The organism is Streptomyces sp. NBC_01197 (assembly GCF_036010505.1).
Classification (GTDB): domain Bacteria; phylum Actinomycetota; class Actinomycetes; order Streptomycetales; family Streptomycetaceae; genus Streptomyces.
On the sequence record NZ_CP108569.1, the window covers coordinates 3,692,850 to 3,717,987 of the forward strand.

At 70.1% G+C, this 25,138-nt stretch carries 25 protein-coding genes; 9 read left to right on the forward strand and 16 right to left on the reverse strand.

Annotated features, from left to right (window positions below; all coding sequences use genetic code 11):
• Positions 1-6: 6 nt before the first annotated feature.
• The 6 genes from OG452_RS16790 to pdhA all read right to left on the reverse strand — a co-directional run bounded on the left by OG452_RS16790 (position 7) and on the right by pdhA (position 7,115).
• Positions 7-1,086: a potassium channel family protein gene (locus OG452_RS16790; RefSeq protein WP_327296412.1), complete on the reverse strand. Its 1,080-nt coding sequence runs from the start codon at positions 1,084-1,086 to the stop codon at positions 7-9.
• Positions 1,083-2,519 carry a molybdopterin molybdotransferase MoeA gene (locus OG452_RS16795; protein WP_327296413.1) on the reverse strand — a complete coding sequence of 479 codons (1,437 nt, stop codon included), beginning with the start codon at positions 2,517-2,519 and terminating at the stop codon, positions 1,083-1,085. Before OG452_RS16795 ends, OG452_RS16790 begins: the two co-directional genes overlap by 4 nt.
• Complete coding sequence (locus OG452_RS16800) at positions 2,516-3,376, reverse strand: DUF6457 domain-containing protein (RefSeq protein ID WP_327296414.1); 861 nt, start codon at positions 3,374-3,376, stop codon at positions 2,516-2,518. Before OG452_RS16800 ends, OG452_RS16795 begins: the two co-directional genes overlap by 4 nt.
• Positions 3,377-3,514: 138 nt before the next feature.
• A complete protein-coding gene (locus tag OG452_RS16805; RefSeq protein WP_327296415.1) occupies positions 3,515-4,996 on the reverse strand; it encodes a dihydrolipoamide acetyltransferase family protein in 1,482 nt (493 codons plus the stop codon).
• A complete protein-coding gene (locus OG452_RS16810; protein WP_405565507.1) occupies positions 4,996-5,970 on the reverse strand; it encodes an alpha-ketoacid dehydrogenase subunit beta in 975 nt (324 codons plus the stop codon). Before OG452_RS16810 ends, OG452_RS16805 begins: the two co-directional genes overlap by 1 nt.
• A 26-nt stretch (positions 5,971-5,996) precedes the next feature.
• Entirely contained in the window at positions 5,997-7,115 is a 1,119-nt protein-coding gene (gene pdhA / locus OG452_RS16815) for a pyruvate dehydrogenase (acetyl-transferring) E1 component subunit alpha (protein ID WP_327296417.1), read from the reverse strand.
• Positions 7,116-7,266: 151 nt separating this feature from the next.
• Here pdhA and OG452_RS16820 point away from each other — a divergent pair, with 151 nt between their 5' ends.
• Positions 7,267-7,788 (forward strand): Lrp/AsnC family transcriptional regulator, encoded by a 522-nt coding sequence (locus OG452_RS16820; RefSeq protein WP_327296418.1) that lies wholly within the window; start codon positions 7,267-7,269, stop codon positions 7,786-7,788.
• 96 nt (positions 7,789-7,884) lie between these two features.
• Here OG452_RS16820 and OG452_RS16825 read toward each other — a convergent pair whose 3' ends face one another.
• Positions 7,885-8,484: a TetR/AcrR family transcriptional regulator gene (locus tag OG452_RS16825; protein ID WP_327296419.1), complete on the reverse strand. Its 600-nt coding sequence runs from the start codon at positions 8,482-8,484 to the stop codon at positions 7,885-7,887.
• Complete coding sequence (locus OG452_RS16830) at positions 8,484-10,016, reverse strand: 3-hydroxyacyl-CoA dehydrogenase (protein ID WP_327296420.1); 1,533 nt, start codon at positions 10,014-10,016, stop codon at positions 8,484-8,486. Before OG452_RS16830 ends, OG452_RS16825 begins: the two co-directional genes overlap by 1 nt.
• A gap of 122 nt (positions 10,017-10,138) precedes the next feature.
• On the opposite strand from OG452_RS16830, the gene paaN reads away from it, so the two are divergent.
• Positions 10,139-11,812, forward strand: coding sequence for a phenylacetic acid degradation protein PaaN (paaN, locus tag OG452_RS16835; protein ID WP_327296421.1), 1,674 nt, complete (start codon positions 10,139-10,141; stop codon positions 11,810-11,812).
• Positions 11,813-11,994: 182 nt separating this feature from the next.
• On the opposite strand, the gene OG452_RS16840 is transcribed toward paaN, so the two are convergent.
• The 3 genes from OG452_RS16840 to OG452_RS16850 all read right to left on the reverse strand — a co-directional run bounded on the left by OG452_RS16840 (position 11,995) and on the right by OG452_RS16850 (position 14,578).
• A complete protein-coding gene (locus OG452_RS16840) occupies positions 11,995-12,591 on the reverse strand; it encodes a TrmH family RNA methyltransferase (protein ID WP_327299660.1) in 597 nt (198 codons plus the stop codon).
• Between the two features lie 155 nt (positions 12,592-12,746).
• Positions 12,747-14,066 carry an HTTM domain-containing protein gene (locus OG452_RS16845; RefSeq protein ID WP_442810029.1) on the reverse strand — a complete coding sequence of 440 codons (1,320 nt, stop codon included), beginning with the start codon at positions 14,064-14,066 and terminating at the stop codon, positions 12,747-12,749.
• Positions 13,973-14,578 carry a DUF5819 family protein gene (locus OG452_RS16850; RefSeq protein WP_405561978.1) on the reverse strand — a complete coding sequence of 202 codons (606 nt, stop codon included), beginning with the start codon at positions 14,576-14,578 and terminating at the stop codon, positions 13,973-13,975. Before OG452_RS16850 ends, OG452_RS16845 begins: the two co-directional genes overlap by 94 nt.
• A 375-nt stretch (positions 14,579-14,953) precedes the next feature.
• On the opposite strand from OG452_RS16850, the gene paaA reads away from it, so the two are divergent.
• From paaA to OG452_RS16880, 6 genes are all read left to right on the forward strand, one after another.
• Complete coding sequence (gene paaA / locus OG452_RS16855) at positions 14,954-16,006, forward strand: 1,2-phenylacetyl-CoA epoxidase subunit PaaA (protein ID WP_327296423.1); 1,053 nt, start codon at positions 14,954-14,956, stop codon at positions 16,004-16,006.
• Positions 16,003-16,314, forward strand: coding sequence for a 1,2-phenylacetyl-CoA epoxidase subunit PaaB (gene paaB, locus OG452_RS16860; protein WP_327296424.1), 312 nt, complete (start codon positions 16,003-16,005; stop codon positions 16,312-16,314). Before paaA ends, paaB begins: the two co-directional genes overlap by 4 nt.
• Complete coding sequence (gene paaC, locus OG452_RS16865) at positions 16,311-17,012, forward strand: 1,2-phenylacetyl-CoA epoxidase subunit PaaC (protein WP_327296425.1); 702 nt, start codon at positions 16,311-16,313, stop codon at positions 17,010-17,012. Before paaB ends, paaC begins: the two co-directional genes overlap by 4 nt.
• Positions 17,006-17,491, forward strand: a complete 486-nt coding sequence (gene paaD / locus OG452_RS16870; RefSeq protein WP_327296426.1) for a 1,2-phenylacetyl-CoA epoxidase subunit PaaD — start codon at positions 17,006-17,008, stop codon at positions 17,489-17,491. The genes paaC and paaD overlap by 7 nt, the downstream gene beginning before the upstream one ends.
• Positions 17,492-18,562 carry a 2Fe-2S iron-sulfur cluster-binding protein gene (locus tag OG452_RS16875; protein ID WP_327296427.1) on the forward strand — a complete coding sequence of 357 codons (1,071 nt, stop codon included), beginning with the start codon at positions 17,492-17,494 and terminating at the stop codon, positions 18,560-18,562.
• A 115-nt stretch (positions 18,563-18,677) separates the two neighbouring features.
• Positions 18,678-20,024, forward strand: coding sequence for an acyl-CoA dehydrogenase family protein (locus OG452_RS16880; RefSeq protein WP_327296428.1), 1,347 nt, complete (start codon positions 18,678-18,680; stop codon positions 20,022-20,024).
• Between the two features lie 102 nt (positions 20,025-20,126).
• Here OG452_RS16880 and OG452_RS16885 read toward each other — a convergent pair whose 3' ends face one another.
• The 4 genes from OG452_RS16885 to OG452_RS16900 form a co-directional block, all read right to left on the reverse strand.
• Positions 20,127-20,471: a rhodanese-like domain-containing protein gene (locus tag OG452_RS16885; protein ID WP_327296429.1), complete on the reverse strand. Its 345-nt coding sequence runs from the start codon at positions 20,469-20,471 to the stop codon at positions 20,127-20,129.
• Between the two features lie 47 nt (positions 20,472-20,518).
• A complete protein-coding gene (locus OG452_RS16890; RefSeq protein WP_327299662.1) occupies positions 20,519-21,301 on the reverse strand; it encodes a hypothetical protein in 783 nt (260 codons plus the stop codon).
• Positions 21,302-21,398: 97 nt separating this feature from the next.
• Positions 21,399-22,826: a DUF2252 domain-containing protein gene (locus OG452_RS16895; RefSeq protein WP_327296430.1), complete on the reverse strand. Its 1,428-nt coding sequence runs from the start codon at positions 22,824-22,826 to the stop codon at positions 21,399-21,401.
• Between the two features lie 194 nt (positions 22,827-23,020).
• Positions 23,021-24,130: a hypothetical protein gene (locus OG452_RS16900; RefSeq protein WP_327296431.1), complete on the reverse strand. Its 1,110-nt coding sequence runs from the start codon at positions 24,128-24,130 to the stop codon at positions 23,021-23,023.
• Between the two features lie 121 nt (positions 24,131-24,251).
• Between OG452_RS16900 and OG452_RS16905 the strand changes: the two genes are divergently transcribed.
• Positions 24,252-24,695 (forward strand): MarR family winged helix-turn-helix transcriptional regulator, encoded by a 444-nt coding sequence (locus OG452_RS16905; protein WP_327296432.1) that lies wholly within the window; start codon positions 24,252-24,254, stop codon positions 24,693-24,695.
• Positions 24,696-24,765: 70 nt separating this feature from the next.
• Here OG452_RS16905 and OG452_RS16910 read toward each other — a convergent pair whose 3' ends face one another.
• The gene (locus tag OG452_RS16910; protein WP_327296433.1) at positions 24,766-25,113 is read right to left on the reverse strand and encodes a winged helix-turn-helix transcriptional regulator; all 348 of its coding nucleotides are present in this window, start codon (positions 25,111-25,113) and stop codon (positions 24,766-24,768) included.
• Between the last annotated feature and the right edge of the window lie 25 nt (positions 25,114-25,138).

Consider the following 25,138-nt stretch of genomic DNA (forward strand, 5'->3'; position numbering starts at 1 on the left):
GCGAGGCTACTCCGCACCGGCTCCGGCCGCCTTGGGGGAGACCCGGACAATCGCGATCACCCGGTCGGTGAGCTGGAGCGGACTGGCTTCGGGATCGTCGTACCCGATCAGCCGGTGACCGCGCTTCACAGTGACGACCAGATCGTTCGCGTCCCGGACGCTCCGCCCCACCTCGTCCTTTATGACCGGCCGTTCGACCAGGTCGAGTCCGCTGCCCTGCTGGATCAGATCCTCCATCACGGTTCCCGCGCTCGGGCTGAGTACGGAGAGCCCGAGCAGCCGCCCCGCCGCACTGGCGCTCGTGATCACCGCGTCGGCCCCGGACTGGCGCAGCAGCGGAGCGTTCTCCTCCTCCCGCACCGCGGCGACGATCTTCGCCCCGCGGTTGAGCTGCCGCGCGGTCAGCGTGACCAGTACGGCGGTGTCGTCGCGCTGGGTGGCGATGACGATCTGCCGGGCACGCTGCACCTCGGCGCGGAGCAGTACGTCGCTGCGGGTCGCATCGCCGATGACGCCCGCGAAGCCCTCCGCGTTGGCGGCCTCGATGACCTTGCTGTTGGGGTCGACGACAACGATCTGCTCCTGCTTCAGGCCGGTCGCACACAGCGTCTGCATCGCGGAGCGGCCTTTCGTACCGAATCCGATGACGACGGTGTGGTCACGCAAGCGGAGCCTCCAGCGGTTCAGCCGCCACTCCTCCCGGGTGCGCTCGGTGAGCACTTCGAGAGTGGTGCCGACCAGGATGATCAGGAAGAGCACGCGCAGCGGCGTGACGATGAGGATGTTGGTGAGCCTGGCACCGTCGCTGTACGGGACGATGTCGCCGTAACCCGTGGTGGAGAGGGTGACCGTGGCGTAGTAGAAGGAGTCGAGCAGGTCGACCTTGCTGTCGGCGTTGTCGTGGTAACCATCGCGGTCGAACCAGACGATGAGCGCCGTCACCGCCAGCACCAGCAGCGCAATCAGCACTCGCCTGCCGACCTGCCGGAGGGGCCGCTCGACCACCCGACGAGGCAGTTTCACCCGGCGGGTGACCAGCTTCTCCCCCACCTGCCGGTCGAGGGCATCATGGCCGGGCAGTTTCACGTGAAACACTCCTCCGCCCACGGGAGATCGAGGATCTCCAGCAGCTGGCCGGCTCGCGCGCCTCCGGACGGTACGACGGCGAGCCCGTCCGCCGCAGCGATACCGCGGAGCATCGCCGGCCCATGGAAATGCAGCGGGACCACCTCATCGGTCCGGTGCACCACTGGCACGAGCCGGGTGTCATACGGGTGGCCGTGCACCTCTTCGCTCACGGGCATGGCATAAGCCTCCCGGGCGGCGCGGCCGGCGAGCCCACGCAGCAGCGGATCGGCGAGCGTCAGCAGCCCGGATACGGCGGCCAGCGGGTTTCCGGGCAGTCCGACGAGATGGCGTCCGTCGGCCAGCCGGGCGAGCAGCATCGGATGGCCGGGGCGCACGGCGACGCTGTCGACCAGCAGCTCGGCACCGAGCTTGTGGAGGATGGGATGGACATGGTCGACGGGCCCGGCGGCGGTGCCCCCGGTGGTGATGACCAGATCGGCCCCGGAGCCCGCTACGGCTTGGCGGAGGGCATCGGCGTCGTCACCGAGACGCCGCGTGGCCAGGACCTCGGCGCCTAGTGTCCGCAGCCAGGGGCCGATCATCGGTCCCAGAGCATCCCGGATCAGCCCGTCGTGCGGGAGCCCGTCGGCCAGCAACTCATCGCCGAGGACCAGGACTTCTACCCGGGGGCGGGGGAGGACCGGCAGCTCGTCGTAGCCTGCCGCGGCTGCCAGACCGAGCACCGCGGGGGTCACCAGTCCCCCGGTCGGCAGAAGCTGGTCGCCGGTGCGGCACTCCTGCCCCCGGGGCCGGATGTCCTGCCCGGTGACCACTTGGCGCCGCGCGTGCAGTTGTCCGGTGCGGTCATCCGTCCGGGCGTGTTCGGTGCGGACGACGGCGGTCGCTTCGCGCGGGATCCGGGCGCCGGTGGCGATCCGTACGGCATCTCCGTCGGCGAGCCGCCCGGTCCCGGCGTGACCGGCGAGGACGTCGTCCCGGTCGCTGATCCGCCAGGGTCCCGGCCCGGAGACCGCCCAGCCGTCCATGGCCGAGGTGTCGAAGGACGGCAGATCGGTGAGCGCGGTCAGCGGTCCCGCGAGGATCAGACCCAGCGCCCGGTCCAGTGGCGACCGCCGCGCGGAGACGGGCACCGCACGTCCCGCCCTCGCCGCACAGGCGCGGGCATCGGCCCAGGCCGCGGCGCGGTGCTTCTCCGGTGCGGCGGGCCGCTGCCCGGAGTGCGTCCCGGTCTGCTGTCCGGCCTGGTCCCCGGTCTGCTGCACGGGCTGCTGCCCGGAGTGGTTCCCGGTCTGCTGCACGGGCTGCTGCCCGGAGTGGTTCCCGCTCTCGGCGTGGTGGTTCTCCGATGCGGCGGTCGGCGGCACGGCCGGTGGCTCCCTGCGGACCAGCGCCAGCGCTTCGTCGAGGTCGCGGTCCTGCTGTCCGGTCATCCGGCGTCGGTCCCCTTGGCCTCTCCGGCCTCGTCGGCCCACCGGTTGGCGAGCGCGGCGGCCTTGCGTGCGGCCGTGGCGACAGCCTCGGGCCCGTCCTGTTCCGCCTTCGCCGCGGCATAGCCGACGAGAAAGGTCGTCAGCGGCGCGGCCGGCCTGGCCACGCCGTGTGCGGCATCGCGGGCCAGGTCCAGGAGGACGCCGGTGTCGACATCCAGCTCGATGCCCAGCTCGGCCTTGACTGCGGTGATCCATTCATCAAGCACGTACCCATGCTCCCTGATGTGGGCCCGCGCCGACGCCACGGCCTGCCAGGTGTCGCAGTCGAACGAGGCCAGGGGGTCCGCGGTGATCCGGGCCAGGTCGAGTCCGGCGGTGAGCAGCCGCAGGGGCAGCCCGGCGAGCGAACCGTGCTCGGCGGCGAGCAGCGCGAGCCCGCGACGCAGGGCGTCGGTGCGGTAGGCGGCGACGAGAGGCTGGTCCCGGCCGCCGGGATCGGTGAGCAACACCCCTTCGTGAGGCCCCGATCCGAGGGCGCCGAGCAGCGCAGGCACGGTGGTCTCCCCCAGAAACGGCAGGTCTGCGGAGAGTACGAGCACGGCTCCGGCCGACACTCCGCGCACCCCGGCTCCGAGCGCCGCCAGCGGCCCGCCACCGGCAGGCTCCTCGCGGGCCCAGACCACGGGTCGTACGGTCTCCCGCCGTCCCCCGACGACAACGGTGGTCCCGGCCCCGCGACAGGCCCCGAGCACCCGGTCGAGCAGCGTCAGCCCTCCCACGGTGAGGCCGGGCTTGTCGGCACCACCGAGCCGCTTGGCAGCCCCTCCGGCGAGCACCACGGCGTCATACAAGGTCATCCCGCGAGTATGGGCCGCGGCAGAGCTCTACGGAATGGCGCGGCGACATCCAGCCACGACATCCGCCCGCGACACCCAGCCACGGCAGGCCGACCGGCCCCGCCGCGGGTGACCACCGGAGCCCTGCCGGCCCGCCCGTCAGACCCCCCGCAGCAGCACCGCCGGCTGCTCCACGCAGTCCGCCACGTACCGGAGGAAGCCGCCGGCCGTCCCGCCGTCGCACACCCTGTGGTCGAAAGTGAGGGACAGCTGCACCACCTGCCGTACAGCGAGCTCCCCCTCGTGGACCCAGGGCTTGGGCACGATCCTGCCGACACCCAGCATCGCGGCCTCGGGGTGGTTGATGATCGGTGTGGAGCCGTCGACTCCGAACACCCCGTAGTTGTTCACCGTGAACGTGCCTCCCGTGAGCTCCGCCGGGGTCAGCGCCCCGCTCCTGGCCGCCTCCGTCAGCCGTATGAGCTCCCCGTTGAGCGACTCCGTGGTGCGCCCGTCGGCGTCGCGTACCACCGGCACCACCAGCCCGCGCTCGGTCTGCGCGGCGAAGCCCAGGTGGACCGACGGCAGGCGCACGATCTCCCGCGCCTCCATGTCCACGGTCGAGTTCAGCTCGGGAAAACGCGCCAGGGCCGCCGTGCAGACACGGGCCAGCAGGGCCAGCACCGAGATCTTCGGAACCGTCGGACCGGCCGCCGCGTTCATGGCCGCACGCGCGGCCATCAACTCGGTGGCGTCCGCGTCGACCCAGCATGTCGCATCGGGGATCTCGCGACGGCTGCGCGCGAGCTTCTCGGCGACGGCACCACGCACCCCCCGCAGCGGGACCCGGCTCTCCGCCGCCGCTGTCGCAGTCGCCGTCGCGGTCGCGGTCGCAGCCACCGGTGCGGTGGCGGCCGCCACCGGTTCCGAGGCCCGGCCGGCATCCACCCGCCCGGTCCGGCCGGCCCCGTCGGCCGCGGGTGTACGTATCGCCTGCTCCACATCGGAGCGCAGAATCAGTCCGTCGGGTCCGCTGCCCGCCAACTCCCTCAGTTCCACGTCGTGTTCGCGCGCCAGCCGCCGGACCAGCGGAGAGATCACCGGAACAGGACCGGCCCGGAGCGCGGACGGCGGGGCCGGATCCGGCCGGGTGCCACCAGTCACCCGTACCCGCCGCCGCCGCGCGGCCACCGCGCCACCCGTCCCGTACCCCACGAGCACATTCCCCGACGAGTTGTCATCAGCCCCCGAAGCCCCGGCGGAATCACCGGCACCGGCGCCGGCGCCGACAGCACCCATACCACTGACACCACTGACACCACTGGCATCACTCGCACCACTCTTGCTACGACTGGTGTCCGCCCCCACCTCCGGACCCACTGTCACCGTCAACAGCGGGGAGCCGACCGGCAGTTCGGCACCCTCCTCGCCGAACCGGGCCGTCACCATGCCCGCGTACGGACAGGGCACCTCCACCAGCGCCTTCGCCGTTTCGACCTCGACGACCGGCTGGTCGACCGCGACGACATCGCCGATCTCCACCAGCCACCGCACGATCTCGGCCTCGGTCAGCCCTTCCCCGAGGTCCGGCAGCTTGAATTCCAGGCAGTTCACATCAGAAGCACCAGAAGCACTGGTCATCAGCTCTGCGCCTCCCACTGCAATCGGGCGACCGCGTCCAGCACCCGGTCCACACCGGGCAGATGGTGCCGCTCCAGCATGGGCGGCGGATACGGGATGTCGAACCCGGCGACCCGCAGCACCGGCGCCTCCAGATGGTGGAAGCAGCGCTCCGTCACCCGGGCGGCGATCTCCCCGCCGGGGCCGCCGAATCCGGCCGACTCATGGACGACGACCGCCCGGCCAGTGCGCCGCACCGAAGCGCACACCGTCTCGTCGTCGAACGGCACCAGCGAGCGCAGATCCACCACCTCCAGGTCCCAGCCCTCGTCACGAGCGGCCTCCGCCGCCTCCAGACAGACCGGCACCGAGGGCCCGTACGTCAGAAGAGTGGCGCTGCTGCCCGCGCGCCGGACCACGGCCCGGCCTATCGGCTCCACTGCGGCAGGCGCGTCCGGCGACCACTCGGCCTTCGACCAGTAGAGCCGCTTCGGCTCCAGGAAAATGACCGGGTCGTCGGAGGCGATGGCCTCGCGCAGCAGCCCGTACGCGTCGGGGACCGTGGCCGGCGTGACGACATGGAGCCCCGGAGTCGCCATGTAGTACGCCTCCGACGAGTCGCTGTGGTGCTCGACACCGCCGATCCCGCCGCCGTACGGCACCCGCACCACGATCGGCATCGGCAGCGCGCCCCGGGTGCGGTTGCGCATCCGCGACACATGGCTGACGAGCTGCTCGAACGCCGGATAGGCGAAGGCGTCGAACTGCATCTCCACCACGGGCCGCAGCCCGTACATCGCCATACCGACCGCCGCCCCGAGAATGCCTGCCTCGGCGAGCGGCGTGTCCGTACAGCGGTCCTCGCCGAACTCCCTCGCGAGGCCGTCGGTGACCCGGAACACCCCGCCGAGCGTCCCGACGTCCTCCCCCATGACGTGCACGGTGGGGTCCTCGGCCATCGCGTCGCGCATCGCCCTCTGCAGTGCCTGCGCCATGGTGGCCGGCTTCACCGCGACTGTGGTCACCGCCCGGCCTCCGCTTCCAGCTCGGCGCGCAGCTGCTCCGACTGTTCGCGCAGCTGCGGCGTCGGGGCGTCATAGATCTGCGCGAAGAGGTCCATGGGGTCGAGCAGCGGCTCGGCGTTCATCCGTCCGCGGAGATCCGCTGCCATCGACTCGGCGGCCTCGGTGGCCGCACCCCTGCGCTCCTCGTCGAGCAGCCCGCGCCCGGTCAGCTCGCGCTCCAGGAGCCGGACCGGATCGTGTGCCCGCCAGGCCTCCACTTCGGCGTCCGCGCGGTAGCGGGTGGCGTCGTCGGCGTTCGTATGCGCCTCCATCCGGTAGGTCACCGCTTCGATCAGCGTCGGACCACCGCCGGTCCTGGCCCGCCGGACCGCTTCGGAGAGCACCTGGTGCATGGCCGCCGCGTCGTTCCCGTCCACGAGCCGGCCCGGCATTCCGTATCCGACCGCCTTGTGGGCGAGGGAGGGGGCCGCGGTCTGCTTGGCGAGGGGTACGGAGATCGCGAAACCGTTGTTCTGGACGAGGAAGACGACGGGGGCGCGCCACACGGCGGCGAAGTTCAGTGCCTCGTGGAAGTCGCCCTCGCTGGTCCCTCCGTCACCGACCATCGCCAGCGCGACCACGTCGTCCCCGGCCAGCCGGGCGGCGTGTGCCAGGCCGACCGCGTGCGGAAGCTGGGTGGCGAGCGGTGTGGACAGCGGGGCGATACGGCGCTCACGCGGGTCGTACCCGGTGTGCCAGTCGCCGCGCAGCAGCGTCAGAGCCTCCACCGGGTCCAGTCCGCGCGCCACGGCCGCGAGGGTGTCCCGGTAGCTGGGGAAGAGCCAGTCCCGGTCCTCCAGGACCAGCGCCGCGGCCACCTCGGATGCCTCCTGACCGGTGGACGACGGGTAGACAGCGAGCCTGCCCTGCTTGGTGAGGGCCGTCGCCTGCGTGTTGAACCGCCGGCCGTGCACCAGGGCGTCGTACAGCCGGAGCAGCAGCTCCCTGTCGAGCCCGGCGGCGGCTTCCGTACCGAGCACCCGGTACGGCTCCGGGTCCGGGAGCAGCGGCGCGGGGTCGGTACGGATCTTCCATGCCGGGTAGGCAGTAGCACCGGGCAGCTCTTGGACCGTCATGCCAGACACCTCCTCATGGGAGCGGGAGGGCGCACCGTCGTGTGATGCGCCTCACCTACCGATTGTTCGGTCGAAAGCGCATTTTGGCTACTGACCCCTTCAGCCTGTGGACAAACGGTTCTCCACAGCCTGGGATAAGAGCAAGTCGTCCATGGTAGAGAGGCGGGGGCAGGTGGCAGCTGAACGAATGGCCGACGAGGGCGGGCCTCCTCCCGCGCGCTCGCTGGATGCCATCGACCGCGACATCCTGCGGATCCTGCAGCAGGACGGCCGCGCGTCGATACGGTCCGTCTCCGACCGCGTCCATGTGTCGCGCGCCAATGCGTACGCCCGCATCAACCGGCTGATCGAGGACGGCGTCATCCGCGGGTTCAGCGCCCGGGTCGACCACGAGCGCGCAGGCCAGGGGTCGTCCGCCTACATCACGCTCAAGATCGTCCAGAACTCCTGGCGCACGGTCCGCAAGCAGCTCACCGAACTGCCGGGCACCGCTCATATCGCGCTGGTCAGCGGCGATTTCGATGTGCTTCTGCTGGTGCACAGCGCCGACAACAGGGCGCTGCGTGAGCTCGTGCTGACGAAGATCCAGGCGATCCCGGAAGTGCTCTCCACCCGGACTCTGCTGGTCTTCGAGGAGACGGACCTGGATCCGGCCAAGCCTTCGGACGGATGAGAACCGGGCCGGAAGCCGGGGCCCGACACGGCCGTCCCGCCCCCGTCCCGTCGCGTCACGCCCCCTCCGCGCCCCGGCACGCTCCGGCGCGCCCTGTCAGTGGGAGGGAGCCGTGCGCAGCCCTTCGAACGCCAGCTGCACGACGGTCTCCGCCAGCTGGTCCGCGTCGGGACCCGCGCCTTGCGCCGGGCGGACCCACTCGACCAGCGAGTTGATCATCCCGAAGAGCAGCCGGGTCGCCAGCCGGATGTCCACGTCGGAGCGGAGATCGCCCTCGGACACCGCCGCCTTCAGCAGATCGGCCACCCGCTGGTCGAACTCCCGGCGCCGCTCCATCGCCCAGCGCTCGGTCTTCGTATTGCCGCGCACCCGCAACAGGAGTGTCACATAGGGGAGTTCCGCCATCAGCACGTCGACCGTACGGCGCGTGACGTACTCGACCTGCTGGATCGCGCGCCCCCGCGCCGCCCCCGGCTCGTCGAGTACGCCGAAGAGCCCGTCTATGGCGCGGCTGACCGCTCGCCGCAACAACTCCTCCTTGCCCGCGACATGGTGGTAGATCGAGGACTTGGAGATGCCGGCGGCCCTGGAGAGGTGCTCCATGGACGTGCCGTCGTAGCCGCGCTCGTTGAAGATCTGCACGGCGACCGTCAGCAGGGTCTCCGGTGTGTACGTGTCCCGCTTGGGGGTGCTCATCAGACCGTTCCGCCCTTCTCCGGATGGACGTACGACTGCCGGTACAGCGCCAGCGACGGCGCATAGCGGCCGCTGGGCACGCGCGCGTGGAGCTCGTCGAGCAGTTCGTGCGCCCAGGCACGGCCGAGCTTGCGGCCCCATTCGACCGGCCCCAGCGGGTAGTTCACGCCGAGCCGCATCGCCGTATCGATGTCCTGTGCGGATGCGACGCCCCTGGCCAGGGCGTCCGCCGCGAGGTCCACCATCATCGCGACCGTACGGGCGACGATCATGCCGGGGACGTCCCCGATGACGCTGACCTTCTTACCGAGGCACTGGAAGAGGCCGATCGACTGGCGCAGCGTCTCCCAGCCGGTGACCTCGGACGCCGACAGCGCGATACGGGTGGCGGACCGGTAGTCGAGCGCCAGGTCGAAGTAGACGACGTCCCGGAACTCTGCCGAGGTCTGCCCGTCGGCGAGCACCAGCTGGCCGCCGCTGGGCAGCACGATCCTGCACCCCGCGTCCTCCTCGTCCTCGCGCACCGCGATCCCCGCCTCACGGGCCATCGCGACCAGTTCGGCCGCGGGCCCGAGATCGCCCTCCACCGTGATTCCGGACGGGGCCTCGGTGGCCGGGGCCGTGTGGGGCTCGGGCCGGCCTGCGCCCTCTCCGTACGCGTACCAGCCACGGCCGCTCTTCCTGCCCAGCCGCCCGGACTCGACGAGCCGCTGCTGCGCCAGCGAAGGACGGAATTTGGGGTCCTGGAAGAACGACTGCCAGACCGAGCGGGTGACCGCTTCGTTCACGTCCTCGCCGATCAGGTCGGTCAGCTCGAAGGGGCCCATCCGGAAGCCGCCCGACTCCCTGAGCACCGCGTCGATAGTGGCCGGGTCTGCGCCCCGCTCCTCGTGCACCGCGAAGGCCTCGGCGTAGAAGGGGCGGGCGATGCGGTTGACGATGAAGCCAGGGGTGTCGGTGCAGCGGACCGGGGTCTTGCCCCAGGCCGTCGCCGTCGCCGACGCGCGCGCGGCGCTCGATTCGTCGGTGGCGAAGCCGCTGACGATCTCGACGAGAGGGAGCAGCGGCGCCGGGTTGAAGAAGTGCATCCCGAAGAAACGGTCGGGGTGCCTCAGCGCGCCCGCGATGGCGGTCACGGAGAGGGACGAGGTATTGGTCGCGAGCAGGCAGTCCTCGGTGACGATCTCCTCAAGAGTGGTGAAGAGTTCCTGTTTGACCGGGAGTTGTTCGAGGATCGCCTCGATCACGAGCGCGGCGTCGGCGAGCTCGGCCGGATCCGCGGCGGGCAGCAAGCGGTCCCGCGCGGCATCCCGCTGCGGCCCGTCCATGCGCCCCTTCTCGACCAGCCGGTCCAGCCGGGCGGTGATGGCTTCGGCGGCCTTCTCCGCGCGGCCCGGCAGCGCGTCGTAGAGGCGCACCGGGTGCCCGGCGACCAGGGCGACCTGGGCTATGCCCTGGCCCATGGTGCCGGTGCCGACGACTGCGACGGTGCGGCTCGGCGCCAGGGCGGGAAGGTGTGCGGTGGCGGTCATGGGGCGATCTTCCCGTACTGAGTTATCCACAGTCTGCGCGGACCCCCTTGTCCCGACCGATCGTTCGGTTACTCTAACTCTGTCCACCTGTCCTGCGCAGCTCGAAGAGGAGTTGTCCCGCGATGCAGCTGACCGAGCTGTCCCAGACCCATCGGCCCACGCTCGACCAGGCCCTCGAAGCAATCCTTACGCGTGCGTACTGGACGCCCCACCCCGAGCACCCCAAGGCATACAGCGGTGACGGCAAAGCGGCTTTCGACGCCCTGCTGGGCGGGCGCATCGATCTGGGCCAGCCAGGCACCGACGACTGGACAGGCGGCGAAGTATCGCCGTACGGAGTCGAGTTGGGCATCACCTATCCGCACCCCGACCTGGACGTCCTGCTGCCCGCGATGAGTGCCGGCACGGCGGCGTGGCGCGCGGCCGGCCCCGAGGCCAGGGCCGTGGTCTGCCTGGAGATCCTGGCGCGGATCAGCGCCCGTACACCGGAATTCGCTCACGCGGTCATGCACACCAGTGGCCAGGCGTTCATGATGGCCTTCCAGGCGGGCGGGCCGCACGCCCAGGACCGCGGCCTGGAGGCCGTGGCATACGCCTATGCCGAGCAGGTCAGGACCCCGTCGTCGGCAGACTGGTCCAAGCCGCAGGGCAAGCGCGACCCACTGGAGCTGCGGAAGTCCTTCACGGCGGTGGGCCGCGGCATCTCCTTGCTGATCGGCTGCAACACCTTCCCCACCTGGAACGGCTATCCGGGCCTGTTCGCCTCCCTCGCCACCGGAAATCCGGTCCTGGTGAAGCCGCACCCACGCGCGGTGCTGCCGCTAGCCCTCACCGTCCAGGTGGCCCGCGAAGTCCTCTCCGAGACAGGGTTCGACGCCAATCTCGTCGCGCTGGCCGCCGAACGGCCCGGCGAGGGGATCGCCAAGGCCCTCGCTGTCCGCCCGGAGATCAGGATCATCGACTACACCGGTTCGACCGCCTTCGGCGACTGGCTGGAGGCCAACGCGCGCCAGGCGCAGGTCTACACGGAGAAGGCCGGGGTCAACACGGTCGTCGTCGACTCCACGGACGACTACAAGGGCATGCTCTCCAACCTGGCCTTCTCGCTCTCCCTGTACAGCGGCCAGATGTGCACCACCCCACAGAACCTGCTGATCCCGGCCGACGGCATCACCACGGACGCGGGCCACAAGTCGTACGACGAGGTGGTCGGCGACCTCGCAGCGGCAGTGGGAGGGCTCCTCGGCGACGACGCCCGGGCGAACGCGTTGCTGGGCGCGCTGGTCAACCCTGATGTACGGGACCGCCTCGAAGCGGCCGCGGATCTCGGTGAAGTGGCCCTCGCGTCACGGGAGATCGCCCACCCCGACTTCCCGGAAGCCGTGGTCCGTACGCCCGCGATCGTCAAGCTGGACGGCGCGCGGAAGCACTGGGACACAGCGGAGGCCGACGCGGCCTACCTCTCCGAGTGCTTCGGACCTGTCTCGTTCGCGGTGGCCGTCGAATCGACCAGGTCCGCACTCGACCTGCTCCGCCGCACAGTCCGCGACAAGGGAGCCATGACGGTGGGCGCGTACACCACATCAACCGAGGTGGAGCGGGCCGTGGAGGAGGTCTGCCTGGAGGAGTGCGCCCAGCTCTCGCTGAACCTGACGGGCGGCGTCTACGTCAACCAGACCGCGGCCTTCTCGGACTTCCACGGCTCCGGCGGTAATCCGGCGGCCAACGCGGCGCTGTGTGACGGGGCGTTCGTGGCCAACAGGTTCCGGATGGTGGAGGTCCGCCGCCAGGCGTGATGCACCGGGGCAGCACCCGCCCCTCGGCCCGGGGTCTCCGACGCGAGACCCCGGGCGGGCGGGATGGCGGTACCCCGGGCCGCCGCAACAAGTCCAGGCGCCCTGTCCGGACCCACGGCATGTCCGGGCCGTACGCGGTAGGCAGTATGCGGCCCGGTCCCGTCCCAGTACCAGGTGGGCGCTCAGTCGATCTTTGCGTACCGCTGTACCCAGGCGTGCATGGCGATCGCGGCGGCCGCACCCGCGTTGATGGACCGCGTCGAGCCGAACTGCGCGATCGAGCAAACCCGCTGCGCGTGCTTCCGTGCCTCTTCAGTGAGCCCGGGGCCCTCCTGCCCGAACAGCAGCACACAACGTCGCGGCAGCTCGGTCCGCTCCAGTGGCACCGCGCCCGGCAGATTGTCGATCCCGATGATCGGCAGGCCCTCGGCCGCAGCCCACGCGGTGAGCGACTCCGTGTCCGGGTGGTGACGCACATGTTGGTAGCGGTCGGTCACCATGGCTCCACGCCGGTTCCAGCGCCGCCGCCCCACGATGTGGATTTCCTTGGCGAGAAAGGCGTTGGCGGTACGGACGACGGATCCGATGTTGAAGTCGTGGCCCCAGTTCTCGACGGCGACATGGAAGTCGTGGCGCCTGGTGTCCAGGTCCGCGACGATCGCCTCCCGCGTCCAGTACCGGTACGCGTCGACCACGTTGCGGCGGTCCCCTGCGACGAGCAGTTCCTGGTCGTACTGCGCGCCCTCCGGCCACGGCAGGGGGTGCGGCCCGACACCGATTTCGGGCGCGAAGACATCGTCGTACTGAGCCGGCTCGCCGGAATGCTCCGACTGCGCGGGCGCATCCGGCGTTCCCGGCTCTGCAGGTACTTCAGGCGATTCGCGCTCCACGCGCGCTTCGAATGCTTCAGGTGCTTCGGGGGAGGGCTCGCTGGTCACCCCACGAGCGTACGGGGCTGCTCGCCCTGCTCCCCCTCGGCCGGACGCAGCCTGCCCACCGGCCCCTTCCGCGCGGCTGCTCGTGCGCGGGCGGTCAGCATTGCTGCGCGGCCGCCCAGCCAGAGCAGAAAACCGGTCGGCAGGAAGACCGCGTCCGCCGCGATCATCGCCATCGAGAAGAACGGCAGACCCAGCAGTACCGCGATACCGAGGTGCTCAAGGATCATCGCGACCAGCAGCACGTTCTTGACGCGCCGGTTGAAGAGGGTGAAGGGGAAGGCCACCTGAACGATGACCGTGCCGTACGTCAGCAGCATCACCAGCACGCCGCTGGTGGCGAGCAGCGAGGACAGTCCGGGCCAGGGCGAGAAGTAGTGCAGGTTGAGCGGGTAGTAGAGGGCCGTGCCGTCCTCCCAGCGGGAGCCCTGGATCTTGTACCAGCCGGCCGTCGAGTAGACCAGACAGACCTCGGCCATGATCACGACGAGGCCGGCGTTGTGCGCGAGGTTGGCGACCACGTCGAGGAAAGTGCGGGGCTCGCCCGGCACGATCCGGCACACCACCCACCACAATCCCTGGACCAGCCACATCACCCAGAAGATCAGTTCCCAGCCGCCACTCATCTTCCCGAGCAGCGTGACGAGTGCGAGTGCGATACCGAGCGCGGACCAGAGCAGGGGGCCGACCCGGTCCCGGTACGGCTCGGGGGCGGAAACGCCACTGGTTCCGGCAGCCCGCGCGGCACGGGCCGCGCGGCGCGCATCCAGCGACCAGACCTGGGAACAGCGTGTCACCAGCAGATAGATCGCCATGATGTGGACGACGTTGTCGCCGCCGTCGCCCACGAAGACGGACCGGTTCTGCAGTGACAGCACGCCGATCATGAACAGCGCGGAGGCGAAGCGTGTGTGCCAGCCGAGCAGCAGCAGCACGCTGGACAGCACGGCAACGGCGTAGACCATCTCGAACCACGCCGTGGAGTCCGACCACATCAGCACGGTGAAGGCATGATTGCCGGCGGTGAGCTGCTTCGCCATGCCCCAGTCCCACGGGGCGTGCGGTCCGTACAGCTCACGGCGGTGCGGCAGCTCCCGCAGGAGGAAGAACAGCCAGGTGGCGGAGAACCCGATCCTGATCACGGCGCTCTGAAAGCGGCCGAGCGGGGCCTCGGTGATGCGCTGGATTCCACGCGCGATCTTGCTGCTGAGGTCGCTGGCTGAGCTCACCGGTCGTCCTCCGTACGGTCCGCAGGGACAACCGCCCACCAGGGCAGGACCCGGTAGGAGACCCGTGTGTCGATCTTCTCCTGACTCCACGGGGGAGCCTTCACCGAAGACGTCGCCGAACGGACCTGTATCCGCTCGACCGAGGAACCGCTCTGCTGCCGGTCGCTCATCCGCATGACGACGAGGCGGCGGATGTACCGCTCCGACAGCTCGCCCCGCATCCCGATCGGCTGGTTGTCGTTGTTGTGCGAGCCGGTGAAGAAGTCCCAGGCACGACGGAGCTCGTTCTGGTCGACGTGGCTGGGGAGAATGTTGTGGCGGAGGGACGCCCCGTCCTCGGCCGACAGATCGGTCCAAGCGGTGGTGGTGATTTCGCCCCCCTTCGTCCTTATCTCAGCACGGGCCTGAACGTCGATGTTCTGCTGGAGTGGATTGGGTGCGAAGAGCTTCCAGTTCTGTTCGAACTCTGGATAGATCCAGTCATTCACCGCCTTGCCGTACTGCTCGCTCACGGTGTTCGACGGCGCGACATGCAGAAAGACCATCGCGAGGTGGACGGCGGTCAGAACCCCGATCAGCCCGAGCGCGATGGCTGCGGCCACCTGGTACGGAAAGGAGAGCGCGAGGATCCCTCGGGGCGCCCCGGCAGCTCCACGGGACTCGGGAGCCGCACGGGGTCCGGGAGTATCCAGAGGGTCAGCCGCGTCCAGGGAGTCAGGTGCGCCCAGAGGGCCAGGTGCGTCCAGAGGCTCGCGAGTGTCCAGTGGCTCGGCAGTGTCCGGAGGCTCTCGTGGCGGAGGTGGTGCTCCTGACCCGCTCGCTCCGGGCTCCCCACTGTCATACGAATCCATCCCGCCCCGATCCCCTTTGGTGCCCGCCGGTCTTCAGGCCAGTTATCCACAGGGTTGACACCCTAAGGGCCCTCGCCCCACCATTGAAGTCCATGAACCGAACGATCGGTCGGTAGGGGGCACGCGATGGCGACAGTGGCGTACGGGACGGACGGGGCATCACAGCCCTCGGCAGCCTCGGGCCTTTCAGCTGCGCCCGGGGCCGGGCCCGAGGAGACGAGGCAGGCCGCCTTCGACGCCGCTGTGGCCGCAGACGAGCGGATCGAGCCACGGGACTGGATGCCCGACGGGTACCGCGCCTCCCTCGTCCGCCAGATGGCTCAGCACGCTCACTCCGAAATCATCGGAATGCAGCCCGAGGCAAACTGGATCGCCCGGGCCCCCTCTCTGCGCCGTAAAGCGATCCTGATGGCGAAGGTCCAGGACGAGGCAGGACACGGCCTGTATCTGTACAGCGCGGCCGAGACCCTCGGCACGGGCCGCGAAGAGCTGCTCGACAAGCTCCACTCCGGGCGCCAGAAATACTCGTCGATCTTCAACTACCCGACGCTGACCTGGGCTGATGTCGGCGCAGTCGGCTGGCTGGTGGACGGCGCGGCGATCACCAATCAGGTGCCGCTCTGCCGCTGCTCCTACGGTCCGTACGCCCGGGCCATGGTCCGGGTCTGCAAGGAGGAGTCCTTCCACCAGCGCCAGGGCTTCGAGCTGCTGCTCACCCTCAGCCGCGGCACACCGGAGCAGCACGCGATGGCCCAGGACGCCGTGGACCGCTGGTGGTGGCCGTCGTTGATGATGTTCGGCCCGCCGGACGACGAGTCCGCCCACTCCGCGCAGTCCATGGCCTGGAAGATCAAGCGGCACTCGAACGACGAGCTGCGCCAGCGCTTCGTGGACATCTGTGTCCCCCAGGCCAAGGCCTTGGGACTCACTCTTCCCGACCCCGATATCCGGTGGAACGAGGAGCGGGGCCAGCACGACTTCGGCAGCATCGACTGGACCGAGTTCAAGGAAATCCTCAAGGGCAACGGCCCCTGCAACGAACAGCGGATCACCCAGCGGCGCCGGGCTCACGAAGACGGAGCCTGGGTCCGGGAGGCGGCGACCGCGTACGCCGTGAAGACGGCAGCCGGCGCGGCCAAGAGCGCCGACGCAGCAGAGCAAGGGAAGGCGCGCGCATGACCGCCACATCCGAGAACAGCCCGGCCGCCGGGGACTGGCCGCTGTGGGAAGTGTTCGTGCGCTCACGGCGCGGGCTGGCCCACACGCACTGCGGCAGCCTGCACGCTCCGGACGCGGAGATGGCCCTGCACCACGCCCGCGACGTCTACACCCGCCGGAACGAGGGCGTCTCGATCTGGGTGGTCCCCTCCACCGCTGTAACCGCGTCTTCGCCCGACGAGAAGGACTCGTTCTTCGAACCGGCCGGTGACAAGCCCTATCGGCACCCCACGTTCTACGAGATCCCGGAAGGGGTGCAGCACCTGTGACAGCGGCCCTCGCCCTCGGCGACGACGCACTGGTCCTCTCCCACCGGCTGGGCGAGTGGGCGGGTCACGCGCCGGTACTGGAAGAGGAGGTGGCCCTCGCCAATATCGCTCTCGACCTGCTGGGGCAGGCGCGGGTGCTGCTCTCCCTGGTGGGGGACGAGGACGAGCTGGCGTATCTCCGCGAGGAGCGCGCCTTCCGCAACCTCCAGCTCGTCGAGCAGGAGAACGGCGACTTCGCGCACACCATCGCCCGCCAGCTCTTCTTCTCCACCTACCAGCAGCTGCTGTACGACCGGCTTGCCGCCGGGGGCGGGCCGCTCGCGCCGCTCGCCGCCAAGGCGGTCAAGGAGGTCGCCTACCACCAGGACCACGCCGAGCAGTGGACGCTGCGCCTCGGCGACGGGACAGCCGAGAGCCATGAGCGGATGCAGCGGGGGGTGGACGCGCTGTGGCGCTTCACCGGCGAGATGTTCCAGCCGGTCGAAGGGGTGGACGTCGACTGGGCCGGTCTGGCGGGCAGTTGGTCCCGCTCCGTGACGGAACTGCTGGCGCGGGCCACGCTGTCCGTGCCGACCGGGGCGCAGACCGGGGCCTGGTCGGCGGGGGCGGGCAGGCAGGGCCTGCACACCGAACCATTCGGGCGGATGCTCGCCGAGATGCAGCATCTGCACCGCAGCCACCCGGGGGCGACATGGTGACCACCACACCTCTCGAAGCGGAACTGCGCCGGCTCGCCGGAGGCGTCCCCGACCCCGAACTGCCGGTCGTGACACTTGAGGAGCTCGGAGTGCTGCGCGGCGTGGAGATCCTTGGCCCCGGCCGGGTCGCGGTCGAGCTCACCCCGACCTACACGGGCTGCCCTGCCATCGAGTCGATGTCCTCCGACATCGAACGGGTCCTCCACGAACACGGGATTCCTGACGTCTCGGTACGCACAGTGCTGTCACCGGCCTGGTCGACGGACGACATCAGCGCGGAGGGCCGACGCAAACTGGCCGAGTTCGGGATAGCTCCCCCGCGCCCGACCGGCCCTGTCGCCCTTGCACTGGCCATCCGCTGCCCCCACTGCGGTTCGACCGACACCGAGCTGCTGAGCCGGTTCTCCTCCACGGCCTGCAAGGCGCTGCGGCGCTGCGCCTCGTGCCACGAGCCCTTCGACCACTTCAAGGAGTTGTAGATGTTCCATCCGCTCCGGGTCAGCGCGGTCGAACAGCTCACGGACGACGCCGTGGCCATCACCTTCGCCATCCCCCCTGAGCTGCGTGCGGCGTTCCGCCACACACCTGGCCAGCATGTGGCCCTGCGCCGCGTCGTGGGTGGTGCGGAAATCCGCCGTACGTACTCGATCTGTACCCCGGCAGCCGCAGCCACCGAACAGCCGGTCGTGCGGGTGGGGGTGCGGCTGGTGGAGGGTGGCGAGTTCTCCACGTACGCGCTCAAGGAGCTGAGCGTCGGGGACACCGTCGAAGTCATGGAGCCGATGGGCCGCTTCTCCTTCGAGCCGCGCCCCGGCAGGTTCGCCGCGATCGTGGGAGGCAGCGGCATCACCCCGGTGCTCTCCATCGCCGCGACGCTGCTGGCCCGCGAACCGGGTGCACGGTTCTGTCTGATACGCAGCGACCGCACCGCGGCCTCCACGATGTTCCTCGACGAGGTCGCCGATCTGAAGGACCGCTGGCCGGAGCGCTTCCAGCTGGTGACCGCGCTCTCCCGGGAGGAGCAGCAGTCCGGTCTGCCATCGGGGCGGCTCGACGAGGAACGGCTGACGGGACTGCTGCCGGAGCTTCTGCCGGTCGCGGACGTGGACGGCTGGTTCCTGTGCGGCCCGTTCGGTCTGGTGCAGGGCGCGGAACGTGCACTGCACGGGCTCGGGGTGGCCAGGGCCCGTATCCATCAGGAAATCTTCCATGTCGATGACGGCACCTCCACCGCCACGGCGCCCCTCGGGCCGGCATCGGCGGCCGCTCCGGCACACAGCACGCTGACCGCGACCCTCGACGGGCGCTCGGGCACCTGGCCGGTGCGAGAAGGGGATTCGCTTCTCGAAACGGTCCTGCGGAGCCGTTCCGACGCACCGTATGCCTGCAAGGGTGGGGTGTGCGGGACATGCAGGGCGTTCCTGGTCTCGGGTGAGGTGCGGATGGACCGCAACTACGCGCTGGAGCCGGAGGAGACCGAAGCGGGTTATGTGCTGGCCTGCCAGTCGCACCCGCTGACGCCGGAAGTGGAGCTGGACTTCGACCGCTGAAGCGATCCCGATCCCTGCGTCACCGCTGTTCCGCATCACGGCCCGTTGCCCTAATCTGACGCTGCATCAGGAATGCTGGGACAGACTGAACAGGTCGGCGTGGGAGGGCAGGGCTGTGGACTTCACCTTCACCGAGGAGCAGCAGGCGGCCGTAGAGGTGGCAAAGGCAGTCTTCTCGGGTGTAGCGCCCGACGGAGTACCCAGCCCGGCGCTTACGGCGGGCGCGGTGGCCGAGGACTTCGACCGGGCCCTGTGGGGCAAGTTGGCGGATGCGGACCTGCTGAGCCTGGTCGTGGCGCCCGAGCACGGCGGGGCCGGGCTGGGGCTGATCGCGCTCTGTCTGGTCCTGCGCGAGTCCGCCCGAGTACTGGCCCGGGTGCCACTGCTGGAGACCAGTGCGGTGGCGATGACCGTGCAGCGTTACGGCACCGCGGAGTTGAGCGATGCGATCCTGCCGGCCGTGGGACGCGGCGAGCTGGTCCTCACCGTCGGCGCCAACGGGCGCACCGGCCACGATCCCGCCGAACTCGCCGTCACCGCACGGCGGGACAGGGGCGGCTGGGTGCTCGACGGGGTGCAGACCGCGGTGCCCTGGGCCCAGACAGCGGACCTGCTCGCGGTACCGGCCCACACGCCCACGGGAAGCTCCGTACTCGCACTGATCCCCCGGGAGCCGCAGGAGCCCGCTGGGAGCAGCGGCCCCGCTGGGAGCAGCGGCAGTGGGACCACGGAGACCACTGAGGCAACGGGGCAGCCTCAGACCGCTGGGACTGCTGAGGCCGTTGGGTCTGCTGAGGCTGTTGCGACTGCTGGGGCTACAGGGGCTTTTGAAACCAACGGGACTGGTGAAACCACCAGGGCCTCTGAAACCAACACGACCGTTGAAACCACTGGGCTCACTCTGGCCGAGCAGATCTCCACCAGTGGAGAGCGCTTCGCGGAGGTACGGCTCGACTCTGTCCACCTCGCGGACCGCGATGTCATCGAGGCTGACGGCGCCTGGGAGTTGCTGCGTGATCTGCTGACCACCGGGACCTGCGCGCTCGCGCTGGGCCTGGGCGAGGGGGTGCTGACCATGACCAGCGCCTACACGAGCAAGAGGGAGCAGTTCGGCTTCCCAATCGCCACCTTCCAGTCGGTCGCCGTCCAGGCCGCCGACCGCTACATCGACCTGCGCGCCATGGAAGTGACGCTCTGGCAGGCGGCCTGGCGCCTCTCCACCAGCGCCGGCGGCCCACTTCCCGCGGCCGGGGACATCGCCGTGGCCAAGATCTGGGCCTCCGATGGCGTACGCCGGGTCGTCCAGACCGCACAGCATCTGCACGGCGGCTTCGGGGCTGACACCGACTACCCGCTGCACCGGTACCACGCCTGGGCCAAGCAGCTGGAGCTCTCACTAGGCCCGGCCGCAGCCCATGAGGAAGCACTGGGCGACTTGCTGGCCGCCCACCCACTGGGCTGAGCCCGCGTCTGCCGGCCCCGCGGCGGGGGCCGGCCCCAGAGAGGGATCCCGGAGAGAGATCCCAGGGACTGGTACCAGGGGAGAACCCGGCGGGGCCGTCGGTCAGAGGACGTACGCCGGGTCCCCGCCGTCCGTCACCATCGGGCGCCCCGCGCCTTCCCAGGCGAGCATGCCGCCGTCGACGTTCACCGCGTCGATGCCCTGCTGCACCAGGTACTGGGTGACCTGAGCGGAACGACCGCCGACCCGGCAGATCACAAACGCCTGCCCGCCCTGGGCCACCGCCTCGGTCACCTCACCGAACCGCGCCACGAACTCGCTCATCGGAATGTGCAGCGCCCCCTCGGCATGTCCGGCCGCCCATTCGTTGTCCTCCCGGACATCGAGCAGCAGACCGTCGGCCGGTACCGCCGCGATATCCACCTGGGGCAGCGGGGCGAAATTCATGGATCTTGCCTTCTCTCGTACATACACGGCGGGGGTCACCGGGAACGCTACTGCACCATCTCCGCCAGCTCGGCCTCCCGCTCGGAGACCTGGGCGAGCAGCTGCTCCGCGATCTCCTCCAGCAGCCGGTCCGGGTCGTCGGGCGCCATCCGGAGCATCGCGCCGATCGCGCTCTCCTCCAGCTCGTGCGCAACCAGGGACAGCAGCTCCTTGCGCTGGGAGAGCCACTCCAGCCTCGCGTAGAGCTCGTCGCTCTCGCTGGGCTCGGCGGCCTCCTGGACCGGGCCGGCGGCCCACTCCTCGCCCAGCTCCCGCAGCCCGGCCTCGTCCCCACGCGCGTAGGCGGCGTTCACGCGCGTGATGAACTCGTCACGCCGGTCCCGTTCCGCATCGTCCTGCGCCAGGTCGGGGTGCGCTTCCCGGACCAGCTCGCGGTAGAGCTTGCGGGCCTCCTCGCTGGGCCGTACCCGCTTCGGCGGCTGTACCGGCTGCTCGTTCAGCATGGCCTGCGCCTCGGGCGGCAGCCCCTCCGAGTCGATCCAGTCGTGGAACAGCTCCTCGACACCGGGCATGGGCAGCACCATGGCCCGTGCCTCCTGAGCCTTGGCCAGGTCCTCCGGATCACCACTGCGTGCGGCTCTGGCCTCGGCGAGCTGCGCGTCGAGCTCGTCCAGGCGCGCGTACATCGGGCCGAGTCTCTGGTGGTGCAGCCGGGAGAAGTTCTCCACCTCCACCCGGAAGGTCTCCACCGCGATCTCGAACTCGATCAGTGCCTGCTCGGCGGCGCGTACAGCCTTCTCCAGCCGCGCCTCCGGCCGCTGCTCGCCCATGGGCTGCCCGCTCTGGTCGTCGTCGTTCCGGGTGGTCGTGCCCCCGGTGGCATCCTCCGTCACCCGTCCAGCCTACGGGCGCCCCGGGCCTACCGGGTCACACTCCCGGCTCGGCGGCCATCCGCCCGCACCGCACCGCTGCCACCAGATCCGCGTGATCCGCCTCCGTACGGTCCGCGTAGGCCACCGCGAACGCGGCCACTGCCTCGTCCAGTTCCTCGTTCTTTCCGCAGTACCCGGCTATCAGCCGCGGATCCGCGCTGTGCGCATGAGCCCGGGCCAGCAGCGCGCCGGTCATCCGGCCGTAGTCATCGACCTGGTCGGCCGCGAGGGCAGCCGGGTCCACGCTGCCCTTGCGGTTTCTGAACTGCCGCACCTGGTACGGCCTCCCTTCCACCGTCGTCCAGCCAAGCAGGCTGTCGCTGACCACCTGCATCCGCTGCTGCCCCAGCACGATCCGGCGCCCGTGGTGCTCCGCCCGCCCGGACGGGAAACCGGCCGCGGGCAGATACGGCAGCAGCGCCGAGGCCCGCGCCTCCTTCACCTGAAGCACCAGTGGCTCGCCCCGGTGATCGAGCAGCAGAACCACATACGAGCGGGTTCCCACACTGCCGGTGCCCACCACTCGGAAAGCCACGTCATGGATCGCGTACCGCGCCAGCAGCGGGAGCCGGTCGTGCGGCAGGGATCCGAGGTACCCCGCGAGCGACCCGGCCACCGCTGCCGCCTCCGCGTCCGGCACCCGGCGCAGCACCGGGGGAGCGTCCACGAAGCGCCGGCTGCCGTCGCCGGACTCCTCCGTCGCCTTGGCGGCGAAGCGCGCGCTGGTGTTGCTGCGGGCCTTTTCGGAGACCCGCTCCAGTGTCCCGGCGAGATCGTGCGCGTCCGCGTGGGAGACCAGTTCCTCGTCGGCTATCGCATTCCACGCATCGAGCACCGGCAGCTTCGCCAGCAGCCGCATCGTGCGCCGGTAGGCCCCCACCGTGTCGAAAGCCGCCGCCCGGCAGGTGTCCTCATCCGCTCCGGCCTGCCGCCCGGCCAGAACCAGGGAGGCCGCCAGCCTTTTGAGGTCCCACTCCCACGGTCCGGTCTCGGTCTCGTCGAAATCGTTCAGGTCGATGACGAGGCGCCCCCGCGCATCGCCGTAAAGCCCGAAGTTGGCCGCATGCGCGTCACCGCATATCTGCGCGGCCACACCAGTGACCGGCGTACCCGCGAGATCGTGCGCCATCAGCCCGGCCGCACCGCGCAGAAAGGCGAAGGGGGTGGCGCACATCCGGCCCACCCGTATCGGCACCAGACCGGGCACCCGGCCCCGGTTCGACGCCTCGACCGCCTGGACCGCGTCAGGGCGTCTCCCGCCCGGGGCCAGCGCACCGTGAGAGGACCGGGGGACGCGGGACCGCAGCTCCTTGCCCACGCCCTTCGGTGAACGCGGCTGCCACGGCTGATGCGGGCCGGGTGGGGCACCGGCAGCGCGCCGCGCGAATCCGGCCACTGCCGGGATACGAACCTGGTCGTCCATGGAGCCCCCGCTCTCGATCAACACCGACTGCCGACGACCGTACCGCCGGCGGCCGGAACCCGTTCGAGCCTGTGGACAACTGCCCGGTTGTGGACAACTCAGCTGTACAGCGGCGCGGTTCAGCGGGGCAGCAGGAGCGGTTCAGCACAAAGGGAGGGCGGTTCGACGCGGGAGGAGGGGCCTCCGTAGTCCGCTCACACACCCACCGCTTCCTCCAGCTCCTCCTCTTCGGCTTCCTCTTCGGCTTCCTCATCAGCCTCTTCTGCGGCCGCCTCCGCCGCAGGGGCCGCCCACGCCACGTCCCGGGCGGCCGACTTCCGGCGGCCCGCCTCGACCAGCCCCGCAACGCCCATCACGACCAGCCCGGCCAGCAGCCAGAAGGCCAGGACCAGCAGATTGCCGCCGAGAGCGCGGCCACCGAAGTACACATGGCTGCGCACACCCTCCACGAAGCCCGCGCCGTTCCAGAAGGCGTGCAGCGCACCGAAGAATCCGGGCTGCAGCTCGGGCCGGAAGATCCCGCCGGAACTCGTGAAGTTGAGCATGACGAACAGCACCATGACGCCGAGCGTCGTCCACCGCTTCAGGAAGGTGTGCAGCCCCACACCGACGAGCAGAATGCCTGCCGAGTAGATCCACGCCATGGCCCAGACCCCGAGGAGCCCATGGTCGACGAGATGGAACACCGGCCCGGCGAAGGCAGCACCGATCGCGCTCACCACCAGTGAAGTCCCGACCGCCAGCAGCGCCCTGATCCGCAGCGGAAGGACCCCGCCGGCTCCGCCGATCACCGCGACCGAGGCGTACGAGCCGATGCTCAGGGCCACCAGCAGGAAGAAGACGCCCTGTCCTGTCGGGTCGCCGCTCGCGGTCGGCGCCACGTCGGTCACCTTGAGCGGTTCACCCTGCTGGGCCGCGACCTGCGTGAACACCTTCTCCACCGCGGTGGCCGTGGTGTCGGACGACGCGGAGGCGACGACCAGTTCGGGGCTCGTGCGGTTCGGCACGAAGGCGCCGTACACGTCCTGGTCCTTCAGCTGCTGCACCGCGGTGCCGCGGTCCGGGACGGTACGGACATCCAGCGCACCGTCACCCTTGTCGTGCAGCGTCTGCGCCAGCACCTGGGCGCTCGGCCCGGAGCCGACGACCGCGACCCGCAGTTCATGCGGCTGCGGAGAGTGGAACGCCCCCAGATACGCGAGCCCCATCCCGATGCACATCAGCAGGGGCATGACGAGATGGCCGAGGACATGGCGCAGAGCAGCCCCCGTACTGACGGCACCGTTCGTGGGGCCTGCGGACATCGGACACCTCTCCTGCTGCGTGACTCACCGGTTGGCCGGGATTCAGTTGGCCACTAGCTAGTTGGCTTTTACAACTTCCATTTGAGTTGTACTATACAACTAATAACTAGGAGGGCAAACCATGACCGGCAAAGACCCCCGGGGCCACGACGCGTCCGTCGTCACCATCCAGCGCGAGCTGACAGCGTTCGCCCGGCGCGCCCGCGCTACGGCCGCCCGCCTCCACCCCGAGCTGCCCCTGGTCTCATACACGCTGCTCGCGCACATCGACGACAGCCAGGGCTGCCGTGCGACCGATCTCGCGGCGCATTACATGCTGGACAAATCCACGGTCAGCCGCCAGCTCGCGGTGCTGGAGAAACTCGGTCTGGTCGAGCGGCGCCCTGCCGCCGACGACCAGCGGGTACAGGTGCTCCACCCCACCGAAGCCGGCACGAGGAAGCTCGCCTCGTCCCAGGGCAGTCGGCGCGCGGCCGTTCGTGACCGGCTGGCGGACTGGAGCGAAGAGGACCTCGACCGCTTCGCGACCTATCTACTGCGGTACAACTCGGCGGAGTTGAGCTGAGAGCCGTCCCACACCTCGAAGAGCCCCGGTGCAGAACACGGTGGGCAAGGTGGGTCCGGTCACGGCCTGATCAGCAGGCGCCACCCGAACCCGGGAGATATGCCTCTGCCCACAGCCCGAGCTCCCTGAGGGCGGGCTCCAGCGCCCGGCCCGCCTCGGTCAGCCGGTAGGAGACGCGCAACGGGGGACCTTCGTCCACCTCGCGCACGAGCAGTCCTGCCGCCGCGAGCTCGGTCAGCCGGTCGGAGAGCATCCGCTCGCTGATCCCGGGAATGGCCCGCCGGAGGTCCGCGAAGTACACCGGTTGCTGCATCAGCACGGCCACGATCAGCCCTGTCCAGCGCTTGCCCAGCAGCTCGAAGACGCGCGTGATCGCCCCGCCGACCTGCTTGCACGCCCGCTCACTGTGTTCCGCCATGCCCTCAGCGTACTGAGTGCCGACC

Coding starts and splice junctions, on each gene's coding strand:
- paaD (WP_327296426.1), top strand. CDS start 17,006: ATGGTGACCACCACACCTCTCGAAGCGGAACTGCGCCGGCTCGCCGGA.
- OG452_RS16910 (WP_327296433.1), bottom strand. CDS start 25,113: ATGGCGGAACACAGTGAGCGGGCGTGCAAGCAGGTCGGCGGGGCGATC.
- OG452_RS16810 (WP_405565507.1), bottom strand. CDS start 5,970: ATGGCGCAGGCACTGCAGAGGGCGATGCGCGACGCGATGGCCGAGGAC.
- OG452_RS16830 (WP_327296420.1), bottom strand. CDS start 10,016: ATGACCGCCACCGCACACCTTCCCGCCCTGGCGCCGAGCCGCACCGTC.
- paaB (WP_327296424.1), top strand. CDS start 16,003: ATGACCGCCACATCCGAGAACAGCCCGGCCGCCGGGGACTGGCCGCTG.
- OG452_RS16875 (WP_327296427.1), top strand. CDS start 17,492: ATGTTCCATCCGCTCCGGGTCAGCGCGGTCGAACAGCTCACGGACGAC.
- OG452_RS16805 (WP_327296415.1), bottom strand. CDS start 4,996: ATGACCAGTGCTTCTGGTGCTTCTGATGTGAACTGCCTGGAATTCAAG.
- paaN (WP_327296421.1), top strand. CDS start 10,139: ATGCAGCTGACCGAGCTGTCCCAGACCCATCGGCCCACGCTCGACCAG.
- OG452_RS16905 (WP_327296432.1), top strand. CDS start 24,252: ATGACCGGCAAAGACCCCCGGGGCCACGACGCGTCCGTCGTCACCATC.
- OG452_RS16825 (WP_327296419.1), bottom strand. CDS start 8,484: ATGAGCACCCCCAAGCGGGACACGTACACACCGGAGACCCTGCTGACG.
- OG452_RS16795 (WP_327296413.1), bottom strand. CDS start 2,519: ATGACCGGACAGCAGGACCGCGACCTCGACGAAGCGCTGGCGCTGGTC.
- OG452_RS16900 (WP_327296431.1), bottom strand. CDS start 24,130: ATGTCCGCAGGCCCCACGAACGGTGCCGTCAGTACGGGGGCTGCTCTG.
- OG452_RS16885 (WP_327296429.1), bottom strand. CDS start 20,471: ATGAATTTCGCCCCGCTGCCCCAGGTGGATATCGCGGCGGTACCGGCC.
- paaA (WP_327296423.1), top strand. CDS start 14,954: ATGGCGACAGTGGCGTACGGGACGGACGGGGCATCACAGCCCTCGGCA.
- pdhA (WP_327296417.1), bottom strand. CDS start 7,115: ATGACGGTCCAAGAGCTGCCCGGTGCTACTGCCTACCCGGCATGGAAG.
- OG452_RS16895 (WP_327296430.1), bottom strand. CDS start 22,826: ATGGACGACCAGGTTCGTATCCCGGCAGTGGCCGGATTCGCGCGGCGC.
- OG452_RS16820 (WP_327296418.1), top strand. CDS start 7,267: ATGGTAGAGAGGCGGGGGCAGGTGGCAGCTGAACGAATGGCCGACGAG.
- OG452_RS16890 (WP_327299662.1), bottom strand. CDS start 21,301: ATGGGCGAGCAGCGGCCGGAGGCGCGGCTGGAGAAGGCTGTACGCGCC.
- OG452_RS16800 (WP_327296414.1), bottom strand. CDS start 3,376: ATGACCTTGTATGACGCCGTGGTGCTCGCCGGAGGGGCTGCCAAGCGG.